Genomic DNA, 19,931 nt, shown 5'->3' with positions numbered 1-19,931 from the left:
TGGTTTATGCCAATGGCCAGAATGCCGATCTTACGGTTTCCGTACATTGCGTCTCCGCACCCGTAGCTCCCACAATCACCACGGCGCCTGTAGCGGCCATTGTCAACGCCGGAGGCACTGTGACCTTCAGCGTCGTCGCGTCCGATGCGACAAGTTACCAATGGCAAGTGAATACCGGTGGTGGTGGCTACGCCAATATCATCAACGGCGCGCCATATTCCGGCGCCACCACGGCGACGCTGACCATTACCGGCGCGACGGCTGGCATGGACGGGTATCAGTATAGGGTCATTGCATCGGGTGGTGCGTTGCCGGACGCCACCTCGGCCGGAGTTTCCCTGACGATCAATTCGCCGCCGGTGGCGACCTCCTTTGCGGTGGCGATCGTTCCCTACGGCTCCAGTGCTGCCAATATCGCCCTCAACACTCACGTTACCAACAGTCCGACCAGCTATGCCGTAGGCTCGGCCACGACTGCTCAAGGCGGCAGCGTAAGCGTTGACCCCGGCACGGGTGCAGTAACCTATACGGCGCCGACCGGCTTCCGTGGCACAGACAGTTTCACCTTCACCGCAAGCAACAGTGCTGGCCCGTCCTCTCCGGCTACGGTCACAGTTCCCGTGGGCAATCCGACCATCACCGTGACGCCGACGACTTTGACTGCCGGTACCGGCAGCGCCGCCTATAGCCAGACGCTGACGGCAAGCGCCGGGCGGGCGCCCTATACTTTCTCGACCACGCTTGCGAGCGGCGCACTGCCCGCGGGCATCTCACTTGGCAGCAACGGCACAATATCCGGTACGCCGACGGCAAGCGGGAACTTTACCTTTACGGTGACAGGCACCGACAGCAGTTTAGGCACCGGTCCTTTCACCTTCACCAGCTCGACGATCTCGCTGAACATCGCGGCGCCGACGATCTCGATCGGGCCGACGACCTTACCGGCGCCGGCCTTCGGCACGGCCTATGCTCAGACCCTTACCGCGAGCGGTGGAAATGGCTCCTATACGTTCGGTATAAGCGCCGGCAGCTTACCGGCCGGGATGATTTTGTCCGCCAGTGGAGCCCTGTCGGGCACCCCGACAGCCGCCGGCGACTTCAGTTTCACGGCCGAGGCGACTGACGGCAACGGTTTCACAGGCAGCCAGACATACAGCGGGACTGTGAATGCGGTCGTTCCCGGCATTCCAACGATCGGTTCGGCCACTGCGGCCGACGGCGAGGCAACGGTGTCATTCAGCGCTCCGGCAAGCAATGGCGGCGCGGTGATCACCAACTACACGGTGACGTCGAGCCCCGGCGGCTTGACGGCGACGGGATCGGCAAGCCCGATCACCGTCAGTGGTCTGACCAACGGAACGGCCTACACCTTCACGGTGACGGCAAACAACAGCACCGGCGCGGGCACGGCGTCTGCAGCCTCCAACTCCGTCACCCCGGCGCCATCCTTGGCTGCCCCGATTGCCAACGCAGTTTCAGCGACGGTCGCGGCGAATTCATCGGCCAATCCAGTCACACTAAATATCAACGGCGGCACGGCGGCAACCGTTGCGATTGCAGTCGTTCCGTCGCACGGTACGGCGACGGCGTCCGGCACAGCGATCACCTATACGCCTGTTGCGGGCTATTCGGGCGCCGACAGCTTCACCTACACGGCGACCAATGCCACCGGCACATCGTCACCGGCGACGGTGACCATCACCGTCACTGCGCCGACTTTCACTTTCGCGCCGGCTCCCGGTGCGTTGATAGCAGGCACAGCCGGAACCGCTTATAGCGAGACAATCGCTGCTTCGGGTGGTGGCGCTCTCTATATCTATGCGGTTACCACCGGCTCGCTACCTTCGGGTCTGTCGCTTGCCACCGATGGCACGATCTCCGGCACGCCGACAGCTGACGAAAACGCCAGCTTCACCATCACCGCAACGGATACACACGGCGCGACGGGCACGGTATCCTACTCGCTTGTCATCGGCGCCCAGGCTCCCTTCGCCAACGGGGTTTCGGCGACGGTGGCGGCGAATTCATCAGCCAATCCGATCACGCTCGATATCACCGGCGGCGCGCCTGCATCGGTTGCGGTCGCCTCGGCGGCTGGCCACGGCACAGCGACGGCGTCCGGCACGGCGATGACCTATACGCCTGTTGCGGGCTATTCGGGCGCCGACAGCTTTACCTATACGGCGACCAATGCCACCGGCACATCATCACCGGCGACGGTGAACATCACGGTCACTGCGCCGACTTTCACTTTCGCGCCGGCTGCCGGTGCGTTGGCAACAGGCACAGCCGGAACCGCTTATAGCGAGACAATCGCTGCCTCGGGTGGCGGTGTTCCCTATACCTATGCAGTCACCACCGGATCGTTACCTTCGGGTCTGTCGCTTGCAACCGATGGCACGATCTCCGGCACACCGACGGCAGACGGAAATTTCAGCTTTACCATCACTGCAACGGATACAAACGGCGCAACGGGTACGGCATCCTATTCGCTGCAGGTGGACGTAGCCGGTAGCGCGACCTTCGTCTTCACACCCGCCGCCGGAGCGCTGAGCGAGGCGATGGCCGGTGAGGACTACAGTCAGGCGATCAGTGCCGCAGGCGGGACCGCGCCGCTGATCTACAGCGTTTCGTCAGGAACCCTTCCGCAAGGAATGGTGCTGAATATCTCGACGGGCGAGCTTTCCGGTCCCTTGGACGCGAGTACTGAAGGAGACTATGGCTTCAGCATTCAAGTGCGGGACAACAACGGCGCGACCGGCACTGCAGCCTACACCCTGAAGGTTAAGGCGCAGGATATTACAGTGACCGACAAGGTTGTAAACGTGCCGGCTGGTTCGTCGCCGTCTGACGTTTATCTCAACCGCGGGGCAACTGGGGGCCCGTTCACGTCCGCTGCCGTTACCTTTGTCGAACCCGCCAATGCCGGCAGCTCGGCGATCATTCAGGGGCAGCTGGCGCAATCGGGACCGGTTATGCCCGTCGGGTGGTACCTTCAGTTCACACCAAACCCTGCATATTCGGGCCAGGTTCGAGTGGGCTTCCGGCTTACCAGCGCGCTCGGTGTTTCGAATACCGGCACCGTGACGTATAATCTGAACGTCGCTGCAGGCCAGGTCGCGGAGGATATCGACCATCTGGTTCACGACTTTGTGCGAAGCCGCCAGAACATGATTTCCTCGACCGTCAAGGTGCCGGGCCTTCTTGAGCGCCGCCAGATGCAGCAGGAAAGCAATCCTGTGACCGCGCGCCTGATGCCGTCCGAGAACGGACTGACCGTCGGCTTTTCCACCAGCCTCGCGCAGATGGAAGCGGCAGGCCGCACGCCGGTGGGTGGGAAGAGTGCCGATCTTTCGCCTTTCAACATCTGGATCGACGGCGCATTTCTGGCGCACAGGGATGGCGACACCGATGACGGAAAGTGGGGCAGCTTCGCGATGATCAACCTGGGAGCGGATTACCTGCTCTCCGACAAGGCACTGCTCGGCTTCTCCCTGCATTACGACCGTATGACCGATCCGACGGATGCCGACGCGGAACTGAGTGGAAACGGCTGGCTGGCGGGTCCTTACGCCTCCTTTGAAATCGGCAAGGACGTGTTCTGGAATGCCAGCCTGCTTTACGGCGGATCGTCCAACGACATCGATACGTATTTTTGGGACGGCACGTTCGATACGACCCGCTGGATGGCCGATACCTCGATCGAGGGGCAGTGGGCAATCGATGGCGACACCATCCTGACGCCAAAGCTGCGGGCAGTCTACTTCTCCGAAAGGGTCGAGGATTACGCCGTCAGCAACGGGGCCGGCGATACCATCGTGATCGATGGCTTTGACGCAGAACAATTCCGTATCAGCCTCGGAGCGGAGATTGCCCGGTCGTTTACAGTAGAAAGCGGTTCGGTGCTGACGCCGAAGCTCGGCCTGACGACCGGATTCTCCGGTCTGGATGGATCGGGCGCATTCGGATCGCTCACCGCAGGGCTGTCCATCCAGACGGTCGATCAGTGGATGATCGATGTCAGCCTGCTCCTGAATGTGGAGGGAGACGGTGAGGCGTCGGCCGGTACCAGGGTGGGGGCGGCAAAACGGTTCTAGAACCGGGTCTTGCCGTTCAGTCTGGCGGCCATGCCGCCAGGCTGCCGATCTGTTCAGCTTCGCCCATCCGCCCAGACCGGCTTGCTGACGCTCTGCAGCAGCTCCGGTTCGATGCCGTCGATGCGGGCGATGACGGCTTTGGCCATTTCGCGGCCGGCGTGGCGGACGTCTTCGTAGGCGGTGATGATTTCCGGGCGGATCCAGTTGAGGATCGGGGCGGATTCCTTCGAGACCATGTCGACATCCTTGCCGAGGCGCTTGCCGGCAGCCTCGATGCCGGCGTTCACCGCGATAGCGGCGCTGCCGGCGGAACAGACGATGCCATCGGGAGCATTCGGCGAGCGCATCATCGCCTCAATGGTATTCCTGATCTCGTCGAGCGGGGCGTCGATGTTGACGCGCAGCGGCACTTCCTCGGCGCCGTAATCGTGCAGGCCGGTCTGGAAGCCGATGCGGGTGTGGGCGTAGTACGTGAGCTTGCTCGGCGGCTGGAGCAGCGCGATATGCCGGCGTCCGCGATCGACGAGGCGCTGCACCGCCTGGTGGGCGAAAGCCTCGTTGTCGAAGTCGTGATAGGGATGCACCAGCCCGGCATCGGTGCGGCCGTGGGTGGCGAAGGGGATGTTCTGCTCGGCAAGCAGCCGCACGCGCGGATCGTCAGGCTCGATGCGCGAGATGATGACGCCGTCGGCCGATCCCGTGTCGAGGATATAGCGGACCGGCATCATCGGGTCCTTGCTGTGCGAATGCGGGGTGACGACGATATGGTAGGGCGTACCCGTCAGCACTTCAGATATGCCGAACACCATCTGGCTCGAAAAGCCCATGATCTCTTCGTCGATCGACAGGACGAGGGCGATGACATTGGTCTTGCCGGTGCGCAGGCGCACGCCGGCACGGTTCGGCTGGTAGCCCAGCTGGCGCGCCACCATGCGCACCCGCTCCTTGGTTTCGGCGCCGATATCCGGCGCGTCCTTCAAGGCGCGTGAAACGGTGGTAATGCCGAGACCGGTCATGAAAGCGATCGTCTTGAGCGTCGGACGCTCACGTTGGACGGCCGCCGCCGTTCCCCCGAAATTTCCCTTGCTTTCCATAGGCCTAAGGTACCCTCACGCGAATTGCGTCTGCTTATAGATGCTTTTTCGAAACGCCGTAAGCGCCGCAGCATCCAAAAGCGTCTCCTCCCTGAGAAATAAAATCTGTAACGATACAGTAGAAAAGTCGAGCACTTTTTGATGTTTGCGCCGCAGCAATAGACGCATAGGTTGAATCGTCTAAAATCGCACAGTTTTTTTGCGCCTGCGAAGCGTGTTTCGTTGGAATTTTCGACATGTCTTGAGAATTACGATGTTAAAACAGAGTTTTAGTCTCAGAAGTGCATTGCGGCATTGGCCGCACAGAATTGCGCCATCCCTGTCCGATTTGTGAATTATGGACAGGCATTGGTAGCAAAGGGGTGACTGAAAGAAAATTTTACGAGCAGGCTGTTGCGCCAAAAAAACGATTGCACTAAGTTTTTCCGGCAACGTTTCAGTGAGGGAGGAGAACTCATGAATATCCGTTCGTTCGCGGCAATGCTCGCCGCTTCCGTCATCATTCCGCTTGGCGCAGCCCAGGCAACCGATCTCGAAGTCACCCATTGGTGGACCTCGGGCGGTGAAGCTGCTGCCGTCGCCGAGCTCGCCAAGGCATTCGACGCCACCGGCAACAAGTGGGTCGACGGCGCAATCGCCGGTTCCGGCGGTACCGCGCGTCCGATCATGATCAGCCGCATCACCGGCGGCGACCCGATGGGCGCCACTCAGTTCAACCACGGCCGCCAGGCTGAAGAACTCGTCCAGGCCGGTCTGATGCGTGACCTGACCGATGTCGCCACCGCAGAGCACTGGAAGGACATCATCCGTCCGTCGAGCCTGCTCGATTCCTGCACGATCGACGGCAAGATCTACTGCGCGCCTGTCAACATCCACTCCTGGCAGTGGCTGTGGCTTTCCAACGCTGCCTTCAAGAAGGCCGGTGTCGAAGTGCCGAAGAATTGGGATGAATTCGTCGCTGCCGCTCCGGCTCTCGAAAAGGCCGGCATCGTGCCGCTCGCCGTCGGCGGTCAGCCGTGGCAGGCTACCGGCGCGTTCGACGTGCTGATGGTCGCAATCGCCGGCAAGGATACCTTCTACAAGGTGTTCAAGGACAAGGACGCCGAAGCTGCTGCCGGTCCCGAAGTCGCGAAGGTCTTCAAGGCTGCCGACGATGCCCGCCGCATGTCGAAGGGTACGAACGTTCAGGATTGGAACCAGGCAACCAACATGGTCATCACCGGCAAGGCCGGCGGTCAGATCATGGGTGACTGGGCGCAGGGCGAGTTCGCGCTTGCCGGCCAGAAGGCCGGAACCGACTACACCTGCCTTCCGGGCCTCGGCGTCAACGAAATCATCTCCACCGGTGGTGATGCTTTCTACTTCCCGCTGCTGAAGGACGCAGAAAAGTCGAAGGCGCAGGACGTTCTCGCCAAGACGCTTCTCGACCCCAAGACCCAGGTTGCCTTCAACCTGAAGAAGGGCTCGCTGCCGGTTCGTGGCGACGTCGACCTGGCCGCTGCCAACGACTGCATGAAGAAGGGTCTGGAAATCCTCAAGAAGGGTAACGTGATCGAAGGTACCGACCAGCTGCTCTCGGCCGATAGCCAGAAGCAGAAGGAAGACCTGTTCTCGGAATTCTTCGCGAACCCGTCGATGACGCCGGAAGACGCCCAGAAGCGCTTCGCTGAAATCATCTCTTCCGCCGACTGATCGTTTTCCGATCGCTGAGGCGATCCGGCTCCCGCGTGGGGCCGGATCGTTCCGGAATGCGGGGTCTGATCCCGCGTCCGGCTCCATCCCGGCGGCGCCATGCGCCTGTGCGGAATGGTGAGGGGAGGCGACGAAAACAAGGAGGGCAGCGTGCAAGCGGTGCCGCTCTGGATCACAAGACGCAATTGCGATTCAGGAGGAGTCACAATGACGGGTCAAGCGCAAGCAGGCCGGCCAAACCAACTATTGCGCAATCTCAATTCGAAGATTGCTTCCATCCCGATGATCCTTACCGCCCTGGTCATCTTTCTCGGCGGTACGCTCTGGACGGTGTTCTATTCCTTTACCAATTCGAAGCTCCTGCCTCGGTTGAGCTTCGTCGGTTTCGACCAGTACAAGCGCCTCTGGGCTGCACCGCGCTGGATCGTTTCGATCGAAAACCTTGCCCTTTACGGCATCCTGTCGCTGATCTTCAGCCTGGTGATCGGCTTCGTGCTGGCCGCGCTGATGGATCAGAAGATCCGGTTCGAGAACACGTTCCGTACGATCTTCCTTTATCCCTTCGCTCTGTCCTTCATCGTCACCGGTCTCGTGTGGCAATGGGTGCTCAATCCGGAATTCGGCGTTCAGTCGGTGATCCGGTCGCTCGGATGGACGAGCTTCACCTTCGATCCGCTCTATACGCCGAGCATCGTCATCTACGGCGTGCTGATCGCCGCTCTCTGGCAGGGGACCGGGCTCGTCATGTGCCTGATGCTTGCCGGTCTGCGCGGCATTGACGAAGACATATGGAAGGCGGCGCGTGTCGACGGCATTCCGATGTGGAAGACCTATCTCTTCATCGTCATCCCGATGATGCGCCCGGTTTTCATCACGACGCTGGTCATCATCGCCAGCGGTATCGTCAAGGTCTACGACCTCGTCGTGGCGCAGACTTCAGGCGGTCCGGGCATCTCGTCCGAAGTGCCTGCCAAATATGTCTATGACTACATGTTCCAGGCGCAGAACCTCGGGCAGGGCTTTGCGGCCTCGACGATGATGCTGATCACCGTCGCCATCATCATCATTCCCTGGGCTTACCTGGAATTCGGCGGAGGGCGCAAGCGTGGCTAATACCGGAACCCTCAACACCACCGCGGCCGGCATCGACGCCGTCGCCTCCAAGCTTGGTTCGGGCCCGAGCGGCCCGCGGCCGAAGCCTGTTCTTTCGGCGCGCAACATCATGCTCTACGGCACGCTGTTCGTCGCCGCCGCCTATTACCTGCTGCCGCTCTACGTGATGGTCGTGACCTCGCTGAAGGGCATGCCTGAAATCCGCATGGGCAATATCTTCTCGCCGCCGATGGAAATCACCTTCGAGCCGTGGGTGAAGGCCTGGGCGACGGCCTGCACCGGCCTCAATTGCGATGGCCTGTCACGCGGCTTCTGGAACTCGGTGCGCATCACCGTTCCCTCGGTCGTCGTGTCGATCGCGATTGCTTCGGTGAATGGCTATGCGCTTGCCAACTGGCGCTTCAAGGGCTCGGAGTTCTTCTTCGCGGTTCTCGTCGTCGGCGCGTTCATTCCGTATCAGGTGATGATCTATCCGATCGTTATCGTGCTGCGTGAAATCGGCATTTACGGGACGCTGACCGGCCTGATCATCGTGCATTCGATCTTCGGCATGCCGATCCTGACGCTGCTGTTCCGTAACTACTTCGCCTCGCTTCCCGAAGAACTCTTCAAGGCGGCGCGTATCGACGGTGCAGGATTCTGGCAGATCTTCTTCCGGATCATGCTGCCGATGTCGCTGCCGATTTTCGTCGTCGCGATGATCCTGCAGGTTACCGGCATCTGGAACGACTTCCTCTTCGGCGTCGTCTTCACCCGCCCGGATACCTATCCGATGACCGTGCAGCTCAACAACATCGTCAATTCGGTCCAGGGCGTGAAGGAATATAACGTCAACATGGCCGCGACGATCCTCACCGGTCTCGTGCCGCTTATCGTCTATTTCGTGTCCGGACGTCTCTTCGTCCGCGGTATCGCCGCTGGCGCAGTGAAAGGTTGATCATGAACACAAGCGTTTCCATCAAAGATCTGTCGCTGAATTTCGGTGCGGTCAGCGTTCTCAAGGACCTGAACCTCGAAATCAACGACGGCGAGTTCCTGGTCCTGCTCGGTTCGTCTGGCTGCGGCAAGTCCACGCTCCTGAACTGCATTGCTGGTCTTCTCGATGCATCGGCGGGGCAGATCTTCATCAAGGGCAAGAACGTCACCTGGGAAGAGCCCAAGGACCGCGGCATCGGCATGGTGTTCCAGTCCTACGCGCTCTATCCGCAGATGACGGTCGAGAAGAACCTGTCCTTCGGCCTGAAGGTTGCCAAGGTTCCGCAGGCGGAAATCGATAAGCGCGTTGCGCGCGCTTCCGAGATTCTGCAGATCCAGCCGCTTCTGAAGCGCAAGCCGGCCGAGCTTTCGGGCGGCCAGCGCCAGCGTGTCGCTATCGGCCGCGCCCTGGTGCGCGATGTCGACGTCTTCCTCTTCGACGAGCCGCTGTCGAACCTCGATGCGAAACTTCGTTCCGAGCTGCGCGTCGAGATCAAGCGTCTGCATCAGTCGCTGAAGAACACGATGATCTATGTCACGCATGACCAGATCGAGGCACTGACGCTGGCCGATCGCATCGCCATCATGAAGAGCGGCATCATCCAGCAGCTCGCCGATCCGACGACGATCTACAACAAGCCGCGCAATCTCTTCGTCGCCGGCTTCATCGGCTCGCCGTCGATGAACTTCCTGCGCGGCGAACTGGCAACTGCGAACGGCAAGCCGGCCTTTGTGGCAAACGGCGTGACCTTCTCGCTGGAGGGATACCAGGCTTCCGAGCCGCTGCAGCCCGGCCGAAAGGTGGTGCTCGGCGTCCGTCCCGAGCATATCAAGGTCAACGAGGAGCTCGGTGCCGAAGTTCATGAAGCGACTGTCGACGTAGAGGAGCCGATGGGCGCCGACAATCTGCTCTGGCTGAAACATGCCGGACATACGATGTCGGTACGCATCAACGGCGCGCGCCGGTTCAGCCCCGGCACGCCGGTCAAGCTCGGCTTCGACACCTCGCTCGCGTCGGTCTTCGACGCCGAGACCGAGGACCGGATCTGACAAACGCAATAGGGGCGGGGCGTAAGCTCCGCCTTATCCTCAATAGCGGCCGAGAGGCCGTCCAAGTTTGGCCGCGGACCGGTATCGGTCTTCCCAAGGCGGCCTGATCGGAAACATACCATGACGTCCTTGCCGAAGAACGGTTCCCCCATCGACCTCTCGGGCAGCTGGCACCTTGCCTCCGCCGATGGCGAGGTCAAAACCACGATCGATATTCCGGGCGACGTGCACACGGCGCTGCATGCCGCCAACCTCATTCCGGATCCGTATTTCGGCCGGAACGAAGAGAAAATCCAGTGGGTCGCGCATCAGGAATGGGCGATCGAGCGGAGCTTCAAGCTCAAGGAAACCGAGGGCGACTGGTATCTCGATATCGACTATCTCGACACGGTTGCCTCGGTCTATGTGAACGGCTTCCTGGCGCTTTCGGCCGATAACGCCTTCCGCCGTTACCGTCCTGACGTAACGTCGATGCTGAAAGCCGGCGATAACACGGTGCGCATCGTCTTCAAGTCGAGCATCGCGGAAGGTGCCGACCGGCAGGGCAGGCAGCCCTTCTACATTCCCTATTCGACCGGCAATTCGCCGATCCCGAACGGCAATATGCTGCGCAAGCCGCAGTGCCATTTCGGTTGGGACTGGAATATCGCGCTGGCGCCGCTCGGTCTCTACGGCACGGTCGCGCTGAAGAAGCTGGAAACCGCCCGCATCGAGCATGTGACGACGCGCCAGACGCATAATCTTGACGGCAGCGTCGAGCTGCAGGTGACGGCGACGCTCTATTCGAAGGACCCGGGCATCGTGCCTGTGCATTTCGAGCTCGACGGCGAGCGGGTGCGCCTCGATGTCGGCGTCAATGGCGGCGAGACCGTCATCAATCAGTTCTTCCAGATCGACAAGCCGAAGCTCTGGTGGCCTTCGGGCAGCGGCGAGCAGGCGCTCTACACGCTGAAGGTCGAGCTTCCCGCCGATAGCGTCACCAAGCAGATCGGTCTGAGGACCGTTGAGCTGATCACCACGCCGGACGCTGCCGGCAGCCGTTTCGCCTTCAAGGTCAACGGCCGAGAGATCTTCTGCCGCGGCGCCAACTGGATCCCGGCCGACGCGCTCTATTCGCTGTCGTCGCCGGAGAAGACCGAGGACCTGCTGCAGTCCGCGAAGGACGCCAACATGAACATGATCCGCGTCTGGGGCGGCGGGTTCTACGAGCAGGATTATTTCTACGATCTCTGCGACCGGCTGGGCCTGATGGTCTGGCAGGACTTCATGTTCGCTTGCAATCTCTACCCCTCGACCGACGACTTCCTCGATAGCGTTGCGCTCGAGGTGGACTATCAGGTCAAGCGGCTCTCCTCGCATCCCTCGATCGCCATCTGGTGCGGCGACAACGAGCTGGTCGGGGCGCTCACCTGGTTCGAGGAGTCGCGCAAGGACCGCGATCGCTATCTCGTCTCCTACGACCGCCTGAACCGGGTGATCGAGCTGGCGATGAAGAAGGCGGCGCCCGGCGCCATCTGGTGGCCGTCGAGCCCTGCTTCCGGCTATCTCGATTTCGGCGATGCCTGGCATGCCGACGGTTCCGGCGACATGCATTACTGGTCGGTCTGGCACGAGAACAAGTCGTTCGACAATTACCGGACGGTGCGGCCGCGCTTCTGCTCGGAATTCGGCTTTCAGTCCTATACGTCGCTGCCTGTCATCAAGACCTATGCGGACGCCAAGGACATGAACGTCGCGTCGCCGGTCATGGAGTTGCACCAGAAGAATGCCGGCGGCAACGAGCGCATTGCCGGCACGATGTTCCGCTATTTCCGCTTCCCGAAGGATTTTCCGAATTTCGTCTATCTCAGCCAGATCCAGCAGGGCCTGGCGATCAAGACGGCGGTGGAATACTGGCGATCGCTGAAGCCGCATTGCATGGGCACAATCTACTGGCAGCTCAACGACACCTGGCCGGTGGCCTCCTGGTCGAGCCTCGATTACGGCGGCCGCTGGAAGGCGATGCACTATCTCGTCAAGCGCTTCTTCCAGCCGGTTGCGGTTGCCGCCATTCCTGCCGACGACGGCAAGTCGATCCGCTTCTCGCTGGTCAACGATACGCTGGATGAAGTCAGCGTCGATCTCTCGATCTCGATCCTGACGATGAAGGGCGAGCGCAAGCACCTGCGGGATGTTCAGGCGGTCTGCTCGCCGGATGCGGCGGTGACGGCTGCCTCGATAGATATCTCGGATATCCCCGAGGGAACGCTGCTTGCCTGGCGCTTCACGGCCTCGAACGGCATGGGCGGTGAAGGGCATCATGTCCACGGCACCTACAAGGCGCTCGAGCTCGAACCCGCTGGTCTGCAGGTGACGCATGAATATGTCGAGGAGGACGGCTCGGTCTGCCTCAATGTCACCGCCAGGGGACTGGCGCTCTTCGTGATGATCGAGACGGACGAGGACGGGAAATATTCCGACAACGCCTTCGATCTCGCGGCTGGTGAAACCCGCCGCATCACGTTCACCCCGGCCAAGGCGCTCGAAAAGGGCAAGCTGCCGGACTTCCGTTTCTACGACCTGCATTCCTGCCAGTCGGCAGAATGAATTTGAAAGATGGGCACGAGGCCCGAGGAGGAAATGATGACGAAACTCAGCTTTCAGCTCTATAGTGCGCGCAACTTCCAGCCCTATTCGGCGATCTTCGAAAAGCTCGGCAAGGCCGGCTACGGTGAAGTCGAAGGCTTCGGCGGCATCTATGCCGATCTCGACGATGCCGGACTGAACAGCCTGCGCGGCGAACTGGACAAGAACGGTCTCACGATGGCGAGCGGCCATTTCAGCCCGGATTTCCTGGATGGTGAAGTCAAGAAGTCGCTCAACATTGCGAAGCTGCTCGGCATGGATTCGATCTATGCGCCGCATCTGGCCGCCGACCAGCGCCCGACGGATGGCGCCGGCTGGCTGGCATTCGGCAAGCGCCTTCATGAGATGGCAAAGCCCTTCAAGGATGCCGGCTACGAGTTCGGCTGGCACAACCACGACTTCGAATTCGTGAAGCTCGCCGACGGTTCGCTGCCGATCGAGCGCATCTTCGAAGGCGCGCCGGATATTTCCTGGGAAGCAGATATCGCCTGGGTCGTCCGTGGCGGCGCCGATCCCTTCGCCTGGATCGAGAAGCTCGGTTCGCGCATCACCTCGGTGCACGTCAAGGACATCGCGCCCGCAGGCGAGAACAAGAACGAGGATGGCTGGGCCGATGTCGGCCACGGCACGCTGCCCTGGGCGAAGCTCATTGCTGCTCTCAAAGGCACCAAAGCCAAGCATTTCGTCGTCGAGCATGACAACCCGGCCGATGTCGACCGCCTGATCACCCGCTCGATCGCATCCTTCAAGACCTATTGAGGCATATCATGACCAAGGAACTTGGCGTCGGCATCATCGGATGCGGCAACATCTCCACCACCTATTTCTCCCTGTCGCCGCTGTTCAAGGGCCTGAAGGTCCTGGCCTGCGCCGACATCAACATGCAGGCGGCCGAAGCGCGCGCCGCCGAATACGGCGTCAAGGCGCAGACGATCGAGGAACTCCTCAAGAACGATGAGATCGACGTCGTCGTCAACCTGACGATCCCGGACGCGCATTTCCCGGTTTCGAAGTCGATCCTCGAGGCGGGCAAGCACGTCTATTCGGAAAAGCCGCTGGTTCTGACGCTGGAGCAGGGCGAGGAGCTTCGCCGCATCGCCAAGGAAAAGAACCTCTCCGTCGGCTGCGCGCCCGACACCTTCCTCGGCGGCGCGCACCAGCTCGCCCGCAAGTTTATCGATGAAGGCGGCGTCGGCCGCATAACGTCGGGCGCCTGCTACGTCATGAGCCCGGGCATGGAAATGTGGCATCCGAACCCGGACTTCTTCTTCCTGCCGGGCGGCGGCCCGATCCTCGATCTCGGCCCTTACTACATCGCCAACCTGATCAACCTGATCGGCCCGGTGAAGCGTGTCGGCGCCATGACCTCGATGGCATCGGAAACCCGCACGATCACCAGCGCGCCGCGCAACGGCGAAGTGATCCCGGTGAAAACGCCCACGACGATCCAGGCAATCCTCGAGTTCGTCAGCGGCGCGACCGTCACGTTGACGGCAAGCTGGGACGTCTGGTCTCACCGCCATGCCAATATGGAGCTCTACGGCACCGAAGGCTCGATCTATGTGCCGGATCCGAACTTCTTCGGCGGCGTGGTCGAGGCGAGCGGCAAGGACAAGGATATCAAGCCGGTCGAGGGCTGGGATCATCCATTCGGCATCTTCAACCAGGAGAGCCCGCAGGGACCGCGCGCCAACTACCGCACGGCCGGTCTCGCCGACATGGCGATGGCGATCATCGAAGGCCGTGATGCCCGTTGCTCGCTCGACCGCACGCTGCACGGCGTCGACGTCATGACGTCGATCCTGCGCTCGGGCGAAGAAGGCCGCTTCATCGAGCTGACGACGACCTGCACGCAGCCGGCGGCGCTCGGCATCGAAGAGGCGCAGGCGCTGCTTCGGTAATCGCCCGCTCTTGAAGTGAGGCTTCAAACGACTATTGTCCCGCGCGGGCAAACTGCCCGCGCGATTTTCTTAAAGGAATAGAACCATGAGCTGGCAACCGGCTTCCGACCGTTATTCGAAGATGAAATACAACCGCACGGGCCGTTCCGGCCTGAAGCTGCCTGCCGTCTCTCTCGGCCTTTGGCACAATTTCGGCGGCGACACGCCGCATGATCGCAAAGTCGATATGTGCCGCACGGCCTTCGATCTCGGCATCACCCATTTCGACCTCGCCAACAATTACGGCCCGCCTCCCGGCAGCGCCGAGACCGCTTTCGGCGAGATCCTGCGCACCGATTTCGCAGGCCTGCGCGATGAGCTGATCATTTCGTCCAAGGCCGGTTACGACATGTGGCCGGGTCCTTACGGTGAGTGGGGCAGCCGCAAGTATCTGATCGCGTCCTGCGACCAGAGCCTGAAGCGCATGGGCCTCGACTATGTCGATATCTTCTACTCGCACCGTTTCGATCCGGAGACCCCGCTGGAAGAGACCTGCGGCGCGCTTGATCATATCGTCCGCTCCGGCCGCGCGCTCTATGTCGGCATCTCGTCCTACAATTCGCAGCGCACCCGCGAAGCGGCCGCGATCCTGAAAGATCTCGGTACGCCGTGCCTCATCCACCAGCCGAGCTATTCGATGCTCAATCGCTGGGTCGAGGACGACAAGCTGCTCGATACGCTCGACGAAACGGGCATGGGTTCGATCGTCTTCTCGCCGCTGGCGCAGGGCATGCTGACCACGAAATATCTCGGTGGCATCCCGACCGATAGCCGCGCGGCACAGAACCACTTCCTGAAGAAGGACTTCATCCGTCCTTCGATCATCGACAACATCAAGAAGCTCAACGAGATCGCCGAGAAGCGCGGCCAGACGCTGGCGCAGATGGCGATCGCCTGGGTGCTGCGCGGCGACCGCGTGACCTCGGCACTGATCGGTGCCAGCCGCTCCTCGCAGATCGTCGATTGCGTCAAGGCGCTGGATAATCTCAAGTTTACGGCTGACGAGCTGAAGCAGATCGATGTCTATGCCAAGGAAGCGGATATCAATCTGTGGGCCAAGTCGGCTGAGTTGGACTAATCGTCCGGTAAGCTGGGTGCTGAGGGGGGTGACGGGCGACGTCTCTCCACACTCCCTCATTCCTGTGCTCGTCACAGGAATCCAGCCGCCGCGCGTCTGCGCGGCGAAGAGAGTCTTTCCAGCCCAAGGACTTGGGCTGGCTGGATCTCTGTGACGAGCACAGAGATGAGGGAGCGCGCGGGCTGACCGGAGTCCCTGTTGCCCTGACGTACGTACCGCAAATTCTGGAGGAGCCGCCATGATCCGCAATCCCATTCTGCCCGGTTTCAATCCGGACCCGTCGATCTGCCGTGTCGGCGAGGATTATTATATCGCGACGTCGACCTTCGAATGGTATCCGGGCGTGCAGATTCATCACTCCCGCGATCTGGTGAACTGGACGCTGGTGCGCCGCCCGCTGGAGCGCAAGTCGCAGCTCGACATGCGTGGTAACCCCGACAGCTGCGGCGTCTGGGCGCCCTGTCTTTCCTATGCCGACGGTCTGTTCTGGCTCGTCTATACCGACGTCAAGCGCTTCGACGGCAATTTCAAGGATGCGCATAATTACATCGTCACGTCGCCAACGATCGACGGCGAGTGGTCCGAGCCTATTTATGTGAATTCCTCCGGCTTCGATCCGTCGCTGTTTCATGACGAAGACGGCCGCAAGTGGTTCGTCAACATGCAGTGGAACCACCGGACCGAGAGCTACGGCGGCGCGCCGAAATCACCGGCCTTCGACGGCATCCTGCTGCAGGAATGGGATGCGAAGATGCGCTCGCTCGTCGGGCCGATCAAGAATATCTTTGCCGGCAGCCCGCTGGGGCTCGTCGAGGGGCCGCATCTCTTCCGGAAGAACGGCTATTATTATCTCACCACCGCCGAGGGCGGCACGGGCTATGACCATGCGGTGACGATGGCGCGCTCGCGCAGTATCGATGGTCCCTATGAGATGCATCCGAACATGCATCTGATCACCTCCAAGGACCAGCCGGGCGCCGTGCTGCAGCGGGCAGGGCATGGGCAATATGTCGAGACGCCAGATGGGCAGGTCTATCACACCCATCTCTGTGGCCGGCCGATGCCCCCGAAGCGGCGCTGCACGCTGGGGCGGGAGACGGCGCTGCAGAAATGCGTGTGGAAGGAGGATGGCTGGCTCTATCTCGAAAACGGCACCGCCGTGCCCGATGTCGAGGTGCCCGGCCTGAATGGCGCGACGCTTGCCGAAAAGCCGGTTCGCACCGAATACAGCTTCGACGGTGGCAAGCTGCCTGCCGATTTCCAGTGGCTGCGCACGCCGGAGCCGCAGCGCATCTTCAATCTGACGGAACGGCCCGGTCATCTCCGGCTGATCGCCCGCGAAAGCATCGGTTCCTGGTTCGAGCAGTCGCTGGTGGCGCGCCGCCAGGAACATCACAGCTTCCGCGCCGAGACGGTCGTCGAGTTCCAGCCGGATACCTACCAGCAGGTGGCGGGCCTGACGCATTATTATAACCGCCACAAGTTCCATGCCGTCGCGGTGACGCTGCATGAGAAGCTCGGGCGCTGCGTGACGGTGCTCTCCTGCGATGGCGATTATCCGAACGGGCGGCTGAGTTTCCCGGCAGGCAGTGGTGCCGCCGTGCCGGCCGAGGGCCGCGTCCAGCTGTCGATGGAAATCCGCGAGAACGGATTGCAGTTCTTCTGGCAGACCGAGGGCATGGGCGCCTGGCAACCTGTGGGCCCCGAGCTCGATGCCGGCGTCGTTTCCGACGAGGGTGGGCGCGGCGAGCATGGCTCGTTTACCGGCGCCTTTGCCGGCGTCTTTGCCTTCGATACGTCGGGCAGGGCGAAGACGGTCGATTTCGACTGGTTCAATTACGAGGAGCTGTGAGGCAACAATGAACGATATCGACATCGTCCCGATCGCCGAGCAGCATATCGACGGCTTTCATCAAGCGCTCGATACCGTCGCCCGCGAGCGGCGCTACTTGACCTTCCTGGAGGCGCCGCCGCTCGAGAGCACGCGGGCCTTCGTACGGGATATGATTGACAACGGCCATTCGCAATTCGTGGCGATTGCCGACGGCGCGGTGGCCGGCTGGTGCGATATCCGCCGCCACGCGCAACCGATCCATGCCCATGGCGGCGCGCTCGGCATGGGCATCCTGCCGGCGTTTCGCGGCAAGGGACTTGGCGAGCGGCTGATCAGGACGACGATTGAGGATGCCCAGTCGAAGGGGCTGGTGCGCATCGAGCTCAACGTCCACGCCGATAACGCCCGCGCCATCCGGCTTTACGAGCGCGTCGGCTTCGTTCGGGAGGGGATCGGCAAGGATTTCGTCTGCATCGACGGGCGCTATCTCGACGTCATCTCAATGGCAATCGTGCGCCGCTGACGCTGCGAAAGCTACATTAGATATCCGGCATAAGCCTTTGTCCGGATTACAGAAGTTTAATTAAAATTTCAGATTCGGTTCATCTTTGTGGACGTAATTTCGGGGCGTGTTCAACACGAGGAAACCCCAATGAAAAAGTTCTTCGCCGCTCTTCTCTCCGCCTCCTTCCTGCTTTCGCCGATCGTTGCTTCGGAAGCCAGCGCCAACGATTACCGCCGCCCGGTTGTTGTCGAGAAGAACGTTCACAAGCAGGTCATCGTCAAGAAGTACCGCTGGACCAAGGGCCATCGCGTCACCGCCGCCGAGCGTCGCCGCATGGCTGACGTTCGCGATTACCGCCGCTACCGCCTGTCGGCTCCGCCGCGCGGCTATCACTGGGTAAAGGTCGACAACGACTTCCTGCTGGTCGGCGTCGCCACCGGCATCATCACCAGCATCATTGCCGGCCGCTAAGCGGTTGCGGGAATGAAACAGAAAGGGCGGCAGCGATGCCGCCCTTTTTCATTCGTCCTGACCCGCAGCCGGCTTGCGCGCGATGGCTGCCTTGAGAAATGCCGCCGCCAGCGCCTTGGCATTGGTTGGCTGCGGCTCGGGAATGCTGAGGCCGGGGATCGGCGGCAGCGGTTCGCATTCCTCGCAGATGCAACGGAAGGCCTTTGCTCTTTCGCTCATGCGGCGCGCAATGCCCAGCTGGCGAAGGGATCGGGAAGGTCGCGCCATTTCTCGGGCGTGAAATCCGCGGCATCGACGAGACATGCATCCAGCGCGGCGCGGATCTCGGCCTCGTCCATCGGATCGGCGCCGATGAAGACGATTTCCTGGCGGCGATCGCCCCAGACAGGATCGAGATAGGGCGCAATGTTCTTTTCGAAGCCGGGATCTCGCGGCCACTGCTCCTTCGGCACCGCCGTCCACCACAGACCCATCTTGCCGGTGCGGACGATGGCGCCGGCCTGACTGATCTCGCCGACATAATGCGGGCGGGTTGCCAGCCAGAAGAAGCCTTTCGAACGGACGACGCCCGGCCAAGGGCGATCGAGGAAGGCCTGCAGTTTTCCGGGATGGAACGGGCGCTTCTCGCGATAGACAAAGGAGCGGATGCCATATTCCTCGGTCTCCGGCACATGATCCCGGAAGCCGTGCAGCTCCTTGTACCAGAGCGGATGGGTCTCGGCCTTGTCGATATCGAAGCGGCCGGTGCCCAGGACGTCTGCGAGTTCGACGCGGCCGAAATCCGTCTCGATCAGCTTTGCATCCGGGTTCAGCCCGGCGATGATGATGCGGGCGGCATCGCGCTGCTCCGGCGTCGCCGTGCCGGTCTTGTTGAGGATGACGACATCGGCGAATTCGATCTGCTCGACCAGGAGATCGACGATCGTCCTGTTGTCGCCATCGCCGGCGATCTCGCCGCGATCGGCGAGGAAATCGGTAGAGGCGTAGTCCGCCAGCAGATTGGCGGCATCGACGACCGTGACCATGGTGTCGAGCCGGGCGAGATCGGAGAGGCTTTCGCCGGCCTCATCGCGGAACTCGAATGTGGTCGCGACGGGCAGGGGCTCGGCAATGCCCGTCGATTCGATCAGCAGGTAATCGAACCGGCCCTGTTTGGCGAGCTGGCGGACCTCGGTCAGCAGGTCGTCGCGAAGCGTGCAGCAGATGCAGCCGTTGCTCATCTCGACCAGCTGTTCCTCGGTGCGCGACAGGTTGGCGCCGCCATCCCTCACCAGCGCAGCGTCAATATTCACCTCGCTCATGTCGTTGACGATGACGGCGACGCGCATGCCCTGTCGATTGGAAAGGACATGATTGAGCAGCGTCGTCTTGCCCGCGCCGAGGAAGCCGGACAGGACGGTGACCGGGAGCCTGTTATCCATGGATATCTCCGTATTAATGTTATACCATTACATATG

The 19,931-nt window shown here is 61.4% G+C and carries 15 protein-coding genes; 12 read left to right on the top strand and 3 right to left on the bottom strand.

The window, feature by feature from the left end; translation table 11 throughout:
- Window positions 1-119 precede the first annotated feature (119 nt).
- Window positions 120-4,097: a putative Ig domain-containing protein gene (locus ABIE40_RS11025; RefSeq protein WP_199629080.1), complete on the top strand. Its 3,978-nt coding sequence runs from the start codon at window positions 120-122 to the stop codon at window positions 4,095-4,097.
- A 53-nt stretch (window positions 4,098-4,150) separates the two neighbouring features.
- Here the strand turns inward: ABIE40_RS11025 and ABIE40_RS11020 are convergent, their stop codons facing one another.
- On the bottom strand, window positions 4,151-5,191 hold the full coding sequence (locus ABIE40_RS11020; RefSeq protein WP_199629079.1) for a LacI family transcriptional regulator: 1,041 nt from the start codon (window positions 5,189-5,191) through the stop codon (window positions 4,151-4,153).
- A gap of 456 nt (window positions 5,192-5,647) precedes the next feature.
- On the opposite strand from ABIE40_RS11020, the gene ABIE40_RS11015 reads away from it, so the two are divergent.
- From ABIE40_RS11015 to ABIE40_RS10965, 11 genes are all read left to right on the top strand, one after another.
- The gene (locus ABIE40_RS11015; RefSeq protein WP_130278108.1) at window positions 5,648-6,883 is read left to right on the top strand and encodes an ABC transporter substrate-binding protein; all 1,236 of its coding nucleotides are present in this window, start codon (window positions 5,648-5,650) and stop codon (window positions 6,881-6,883) included.
- A 207-nt stretch (window positions 6,884-7,090) separates the two neighbouring features.
- Entirely contained in the window at window positions 7,091-7,996 is a 906-nt protein-coding gene (locus ABIE40_RS11010) for a carbohydrate ABC transporter permease (RefSeq protein WP_130278109.1), read from the top strand.
- Window positions 7,989-8,933 carry a carbohydrate ABC transporter permease gene (locus ABIE40_RS11005; protein WP_130278110.1) on the top strand — a complete coding sequence of 315 codons (945 nt, stop codon included), beginning with the start codon at window positions 7,989-7,991 and terminating at the stop codon, window positions 8,931-8,933. Before ABIE40_RS11010 ends, ABIE40_RS11005 begins: the two co-directional genes overlap by 8 nt.
- Before the next feature lie 2 nt (window positions 8,934-8,935).
- Window positions 8,936-10,021, top strand: coding sequence for an ABC transporter ATP-binding protein (locus ABIE40_RS11000; RefSeq protein ID WP_199629078.1), 1,086 nt, complete (start codon window positions 8,936-8,938; stop codon window positions 10,019-10,021).
- A 120-nt stretch (window positions 10,022-10,141) separates the two neighbouring features.
- Window positions 10,142-12,607, top strand: a complete 2,466-nt coding sequence (locus tag ABIE40_RS10995; protein WP_199629077.1) for a beta-mannosidase — start codon at window positions 10,142-10,144, stop codon at window positions 12,605-12,607.
- A 36-nt stretch (window positions 12,608-12,643) separates the two neighbouring features.
- On the top strand, window positions 12,644-13,405 hold the full coding sequence (locus ABIE40_RS10990; RefSeq protein WP_199629076.1) for a sugar phosphate isomerase/epimerase family protein: 762 nt from the start codon (window positions 12,644-12,646) through the stop codon (window positions 13,403-13,405).
- A gap of 8 nt (window positions 13,406-13,413) precedes the next feature.
- Window positions 13,414-14,547, top strand: a complete 1,134-nt coding sequence (locus ABIE40_RS10985) for a Gfo/Idh/MocA family protein (protein ID WP_199629075.1) — start codon at window positions 13,414-13,416, stop codon at window positions 14,545-14,547.
- Between the two features lie 85 nt (window positions 14,548-14,632).
- Window positions 14,633-15,664, top strand: a complete 1,032-nt coding sequence (gene mgrA / locus ABIE40_RS10980) for an L-glyceraldehyde 3-phosphate reductase (protein WP_199629074.1) — start codon at window positions 14,633-14,635, stop codon at window positions 15,662-15,664.
- 238 nt (window positions 15,665-15,902) lie between these two features.
- Window positions 15,903-17,516, top strand: coding sequence for a glycoside hydrolase family 43 protein (locus ABIE40_RS10975; protein WP_199629073.1), 1,614 nt, complete (start codon window positions 15,903-15,905; stop codon window positions 17,514-17,516).
- Between the two features lie 7 nt (window positions 17,517-17,523).
- Window positions 17,524-18,021, top strand: a complete 498-nt coding sequence (locus ABIE40_RS10970) for a GNAT family N-acetyltransferase (RefSeq protein ID WP_199629072.1) — start codon at window positions 17,524-17,526, stop codon at window positions 18,019-18,021.
- A 129-nt stretch (window positions 18,022-18,150) separates the two neighbouring features.
- Window positions 18,151-18,474 carry an RcnB family protein gene (locus ABIE40_RS10965; protein ID WP_112715159.1) on the top strand — a complete coding sequence of 108 codons (324 nt, stop codon included), beginning with the start codon at window positions 18,151-18,153 and terminating at the stop codon, window positions 18,472-18,474.
- Window positions 18,475-18,522: 48 nt separating this feature from the next.
- Here the strand turns inward: ABIE40_RS10965 and ABIE40_RS10960 are convergent, their stop codons facing one another.
- Together ABIE40_RS10960 and zigA are read right to left on the bottom strand one after the other, a co-directional pair.
- Window positions 18,523-18,693 (bottom strand): hypothetical protein, encoded by a 171-nt coding sequence (locus ABIE40_RS10960; protein ID WP_199629071.1) that lies wholly within the window; start codon window positions 18,691-18,693, stop codon window positions 18,523-18,525.
- Complete coding sequence (gene zigA, locus ABIE40_RS10955; protein WP_199629070.1) at window positions 18,690-19,895, bottom strand: zinc metallochaperone GTPase ZigA; 1,206 nt, start codon at window positions 19,893-19,895, stop codon at window positions 18,690-18,692. The genes ABIE40_RS10960 and zigA overlap by 4 nt, the downstream gene beginning before the upstream one ends.
- Window positions 19,896-19,931: the final 36 nt, after the last annotated feature.

Source organism: Rhizobium sp. OAE497 (assembly GCF_040546565.1).
In the GTDB taxonomy this organism is placed as follows: domain Bacteria; phylum Pseudomonadota; class Alphaproteobacteria; order Rhizobiales; family Rhizobiaceae; genus Rhizobium.
Note: the sequence above shows the minus strand (reverse complement) of the source record. Positions and strands in the feature narration are given on the sequence as shown.

Bases quoted from the DNA above. Each gene is read 5' to 3' on its own strand.
- ABIE40_RS11020 (WP_199629079.1), bottom strand. From the start codon at position 5,191: ATGGAAAGCAAGGGAAATTTCGGGGGAACGGCGGCGGCCGTCCAACGT.
- ABIE40_RS11015 (WP_130278108.1), top strand. From the start codon at position 5,648: ATGAATATCCGTTCGTTCGCGGCAATGCTCGCCGCTTCCGTCATCATT.
- ABIE40_RS11010 (WP_130278109.1), top strand. From the start codon at position 7,091: ATGACGGGTCAAGCGCAAGCAGGCCGGCCAAACCAACTATTGCGCAAT.
- ABIE40_RS11000 (WP_199629078.1), top strand. From the start codon at position 8,936: ATGAACACAAGCGTTTCCATCAAAGATCTGTCGCTGAATTTCGGTGCG.
- ABIE40_RS10995 (WP_199629077.1), top strand. From the start codon at position 10,142: ATGACGTCCTTGCCGAAGAACGGTTCCCCCATCGACCTCTCGGGCAGC.
- ABIE40_RS10990 (WP_199629076.1), top strand. From the start codon at position 12,644: ATGACGAAACTCAGCTTTCAGCTCTATAGTGCGCGCAACTTCCAGCCC.
- ABIE40_RS10985 (WP_199629075.1), top strand. From the start codon at position 13,414: ATGACCAAGGAACTTGGCGTCGGCATCATCGGATGCGGCAACATCTCC.
- mgrA (WP_199629074.1), top strand. From the start codon at position 14,633: ATGAGCTGGCAACCGGCTTCCGACCGTTATTCGAAGATGAAATACAAC.
- ABIE40_RS10975 (WP_199629073.1), top strand. From the start codon at position 15,903: ATGATCCGCAATCCCATTCTGCCCGGTTTCAATCCGGACCCGTCGATC.
- ABIE40_RS10970 (WP_199629072.1), top strand. From the start codon at position 17,524: ATGAACGATATCGACATCGTCCCGATCGCCGAGCAGCATATCGACGGC.
- ABIE40_RS10965 (WP_112715159.1), top strand. From the start codon at position 18,151: ATGAAAAAGTTCTTCGCCGCTCTTCTCTCCGCCTCCTTCCTGCTTTCG.
- ABIE40_RS10960 (WP_199629071.1), bottom strand. From the start codon at position 18,693: ATGAGCGAAAGAGCAAAGGCCTTCCGTTGCATCTGCGAGGAATGCGAA.
- zigA (WP_199629070.1), bottom strand. From the start codon at position 19,895: ATGGATAACAGGCTCCCGGTCACCGTCCTGTCCGGCTTCCTCGGCGCG.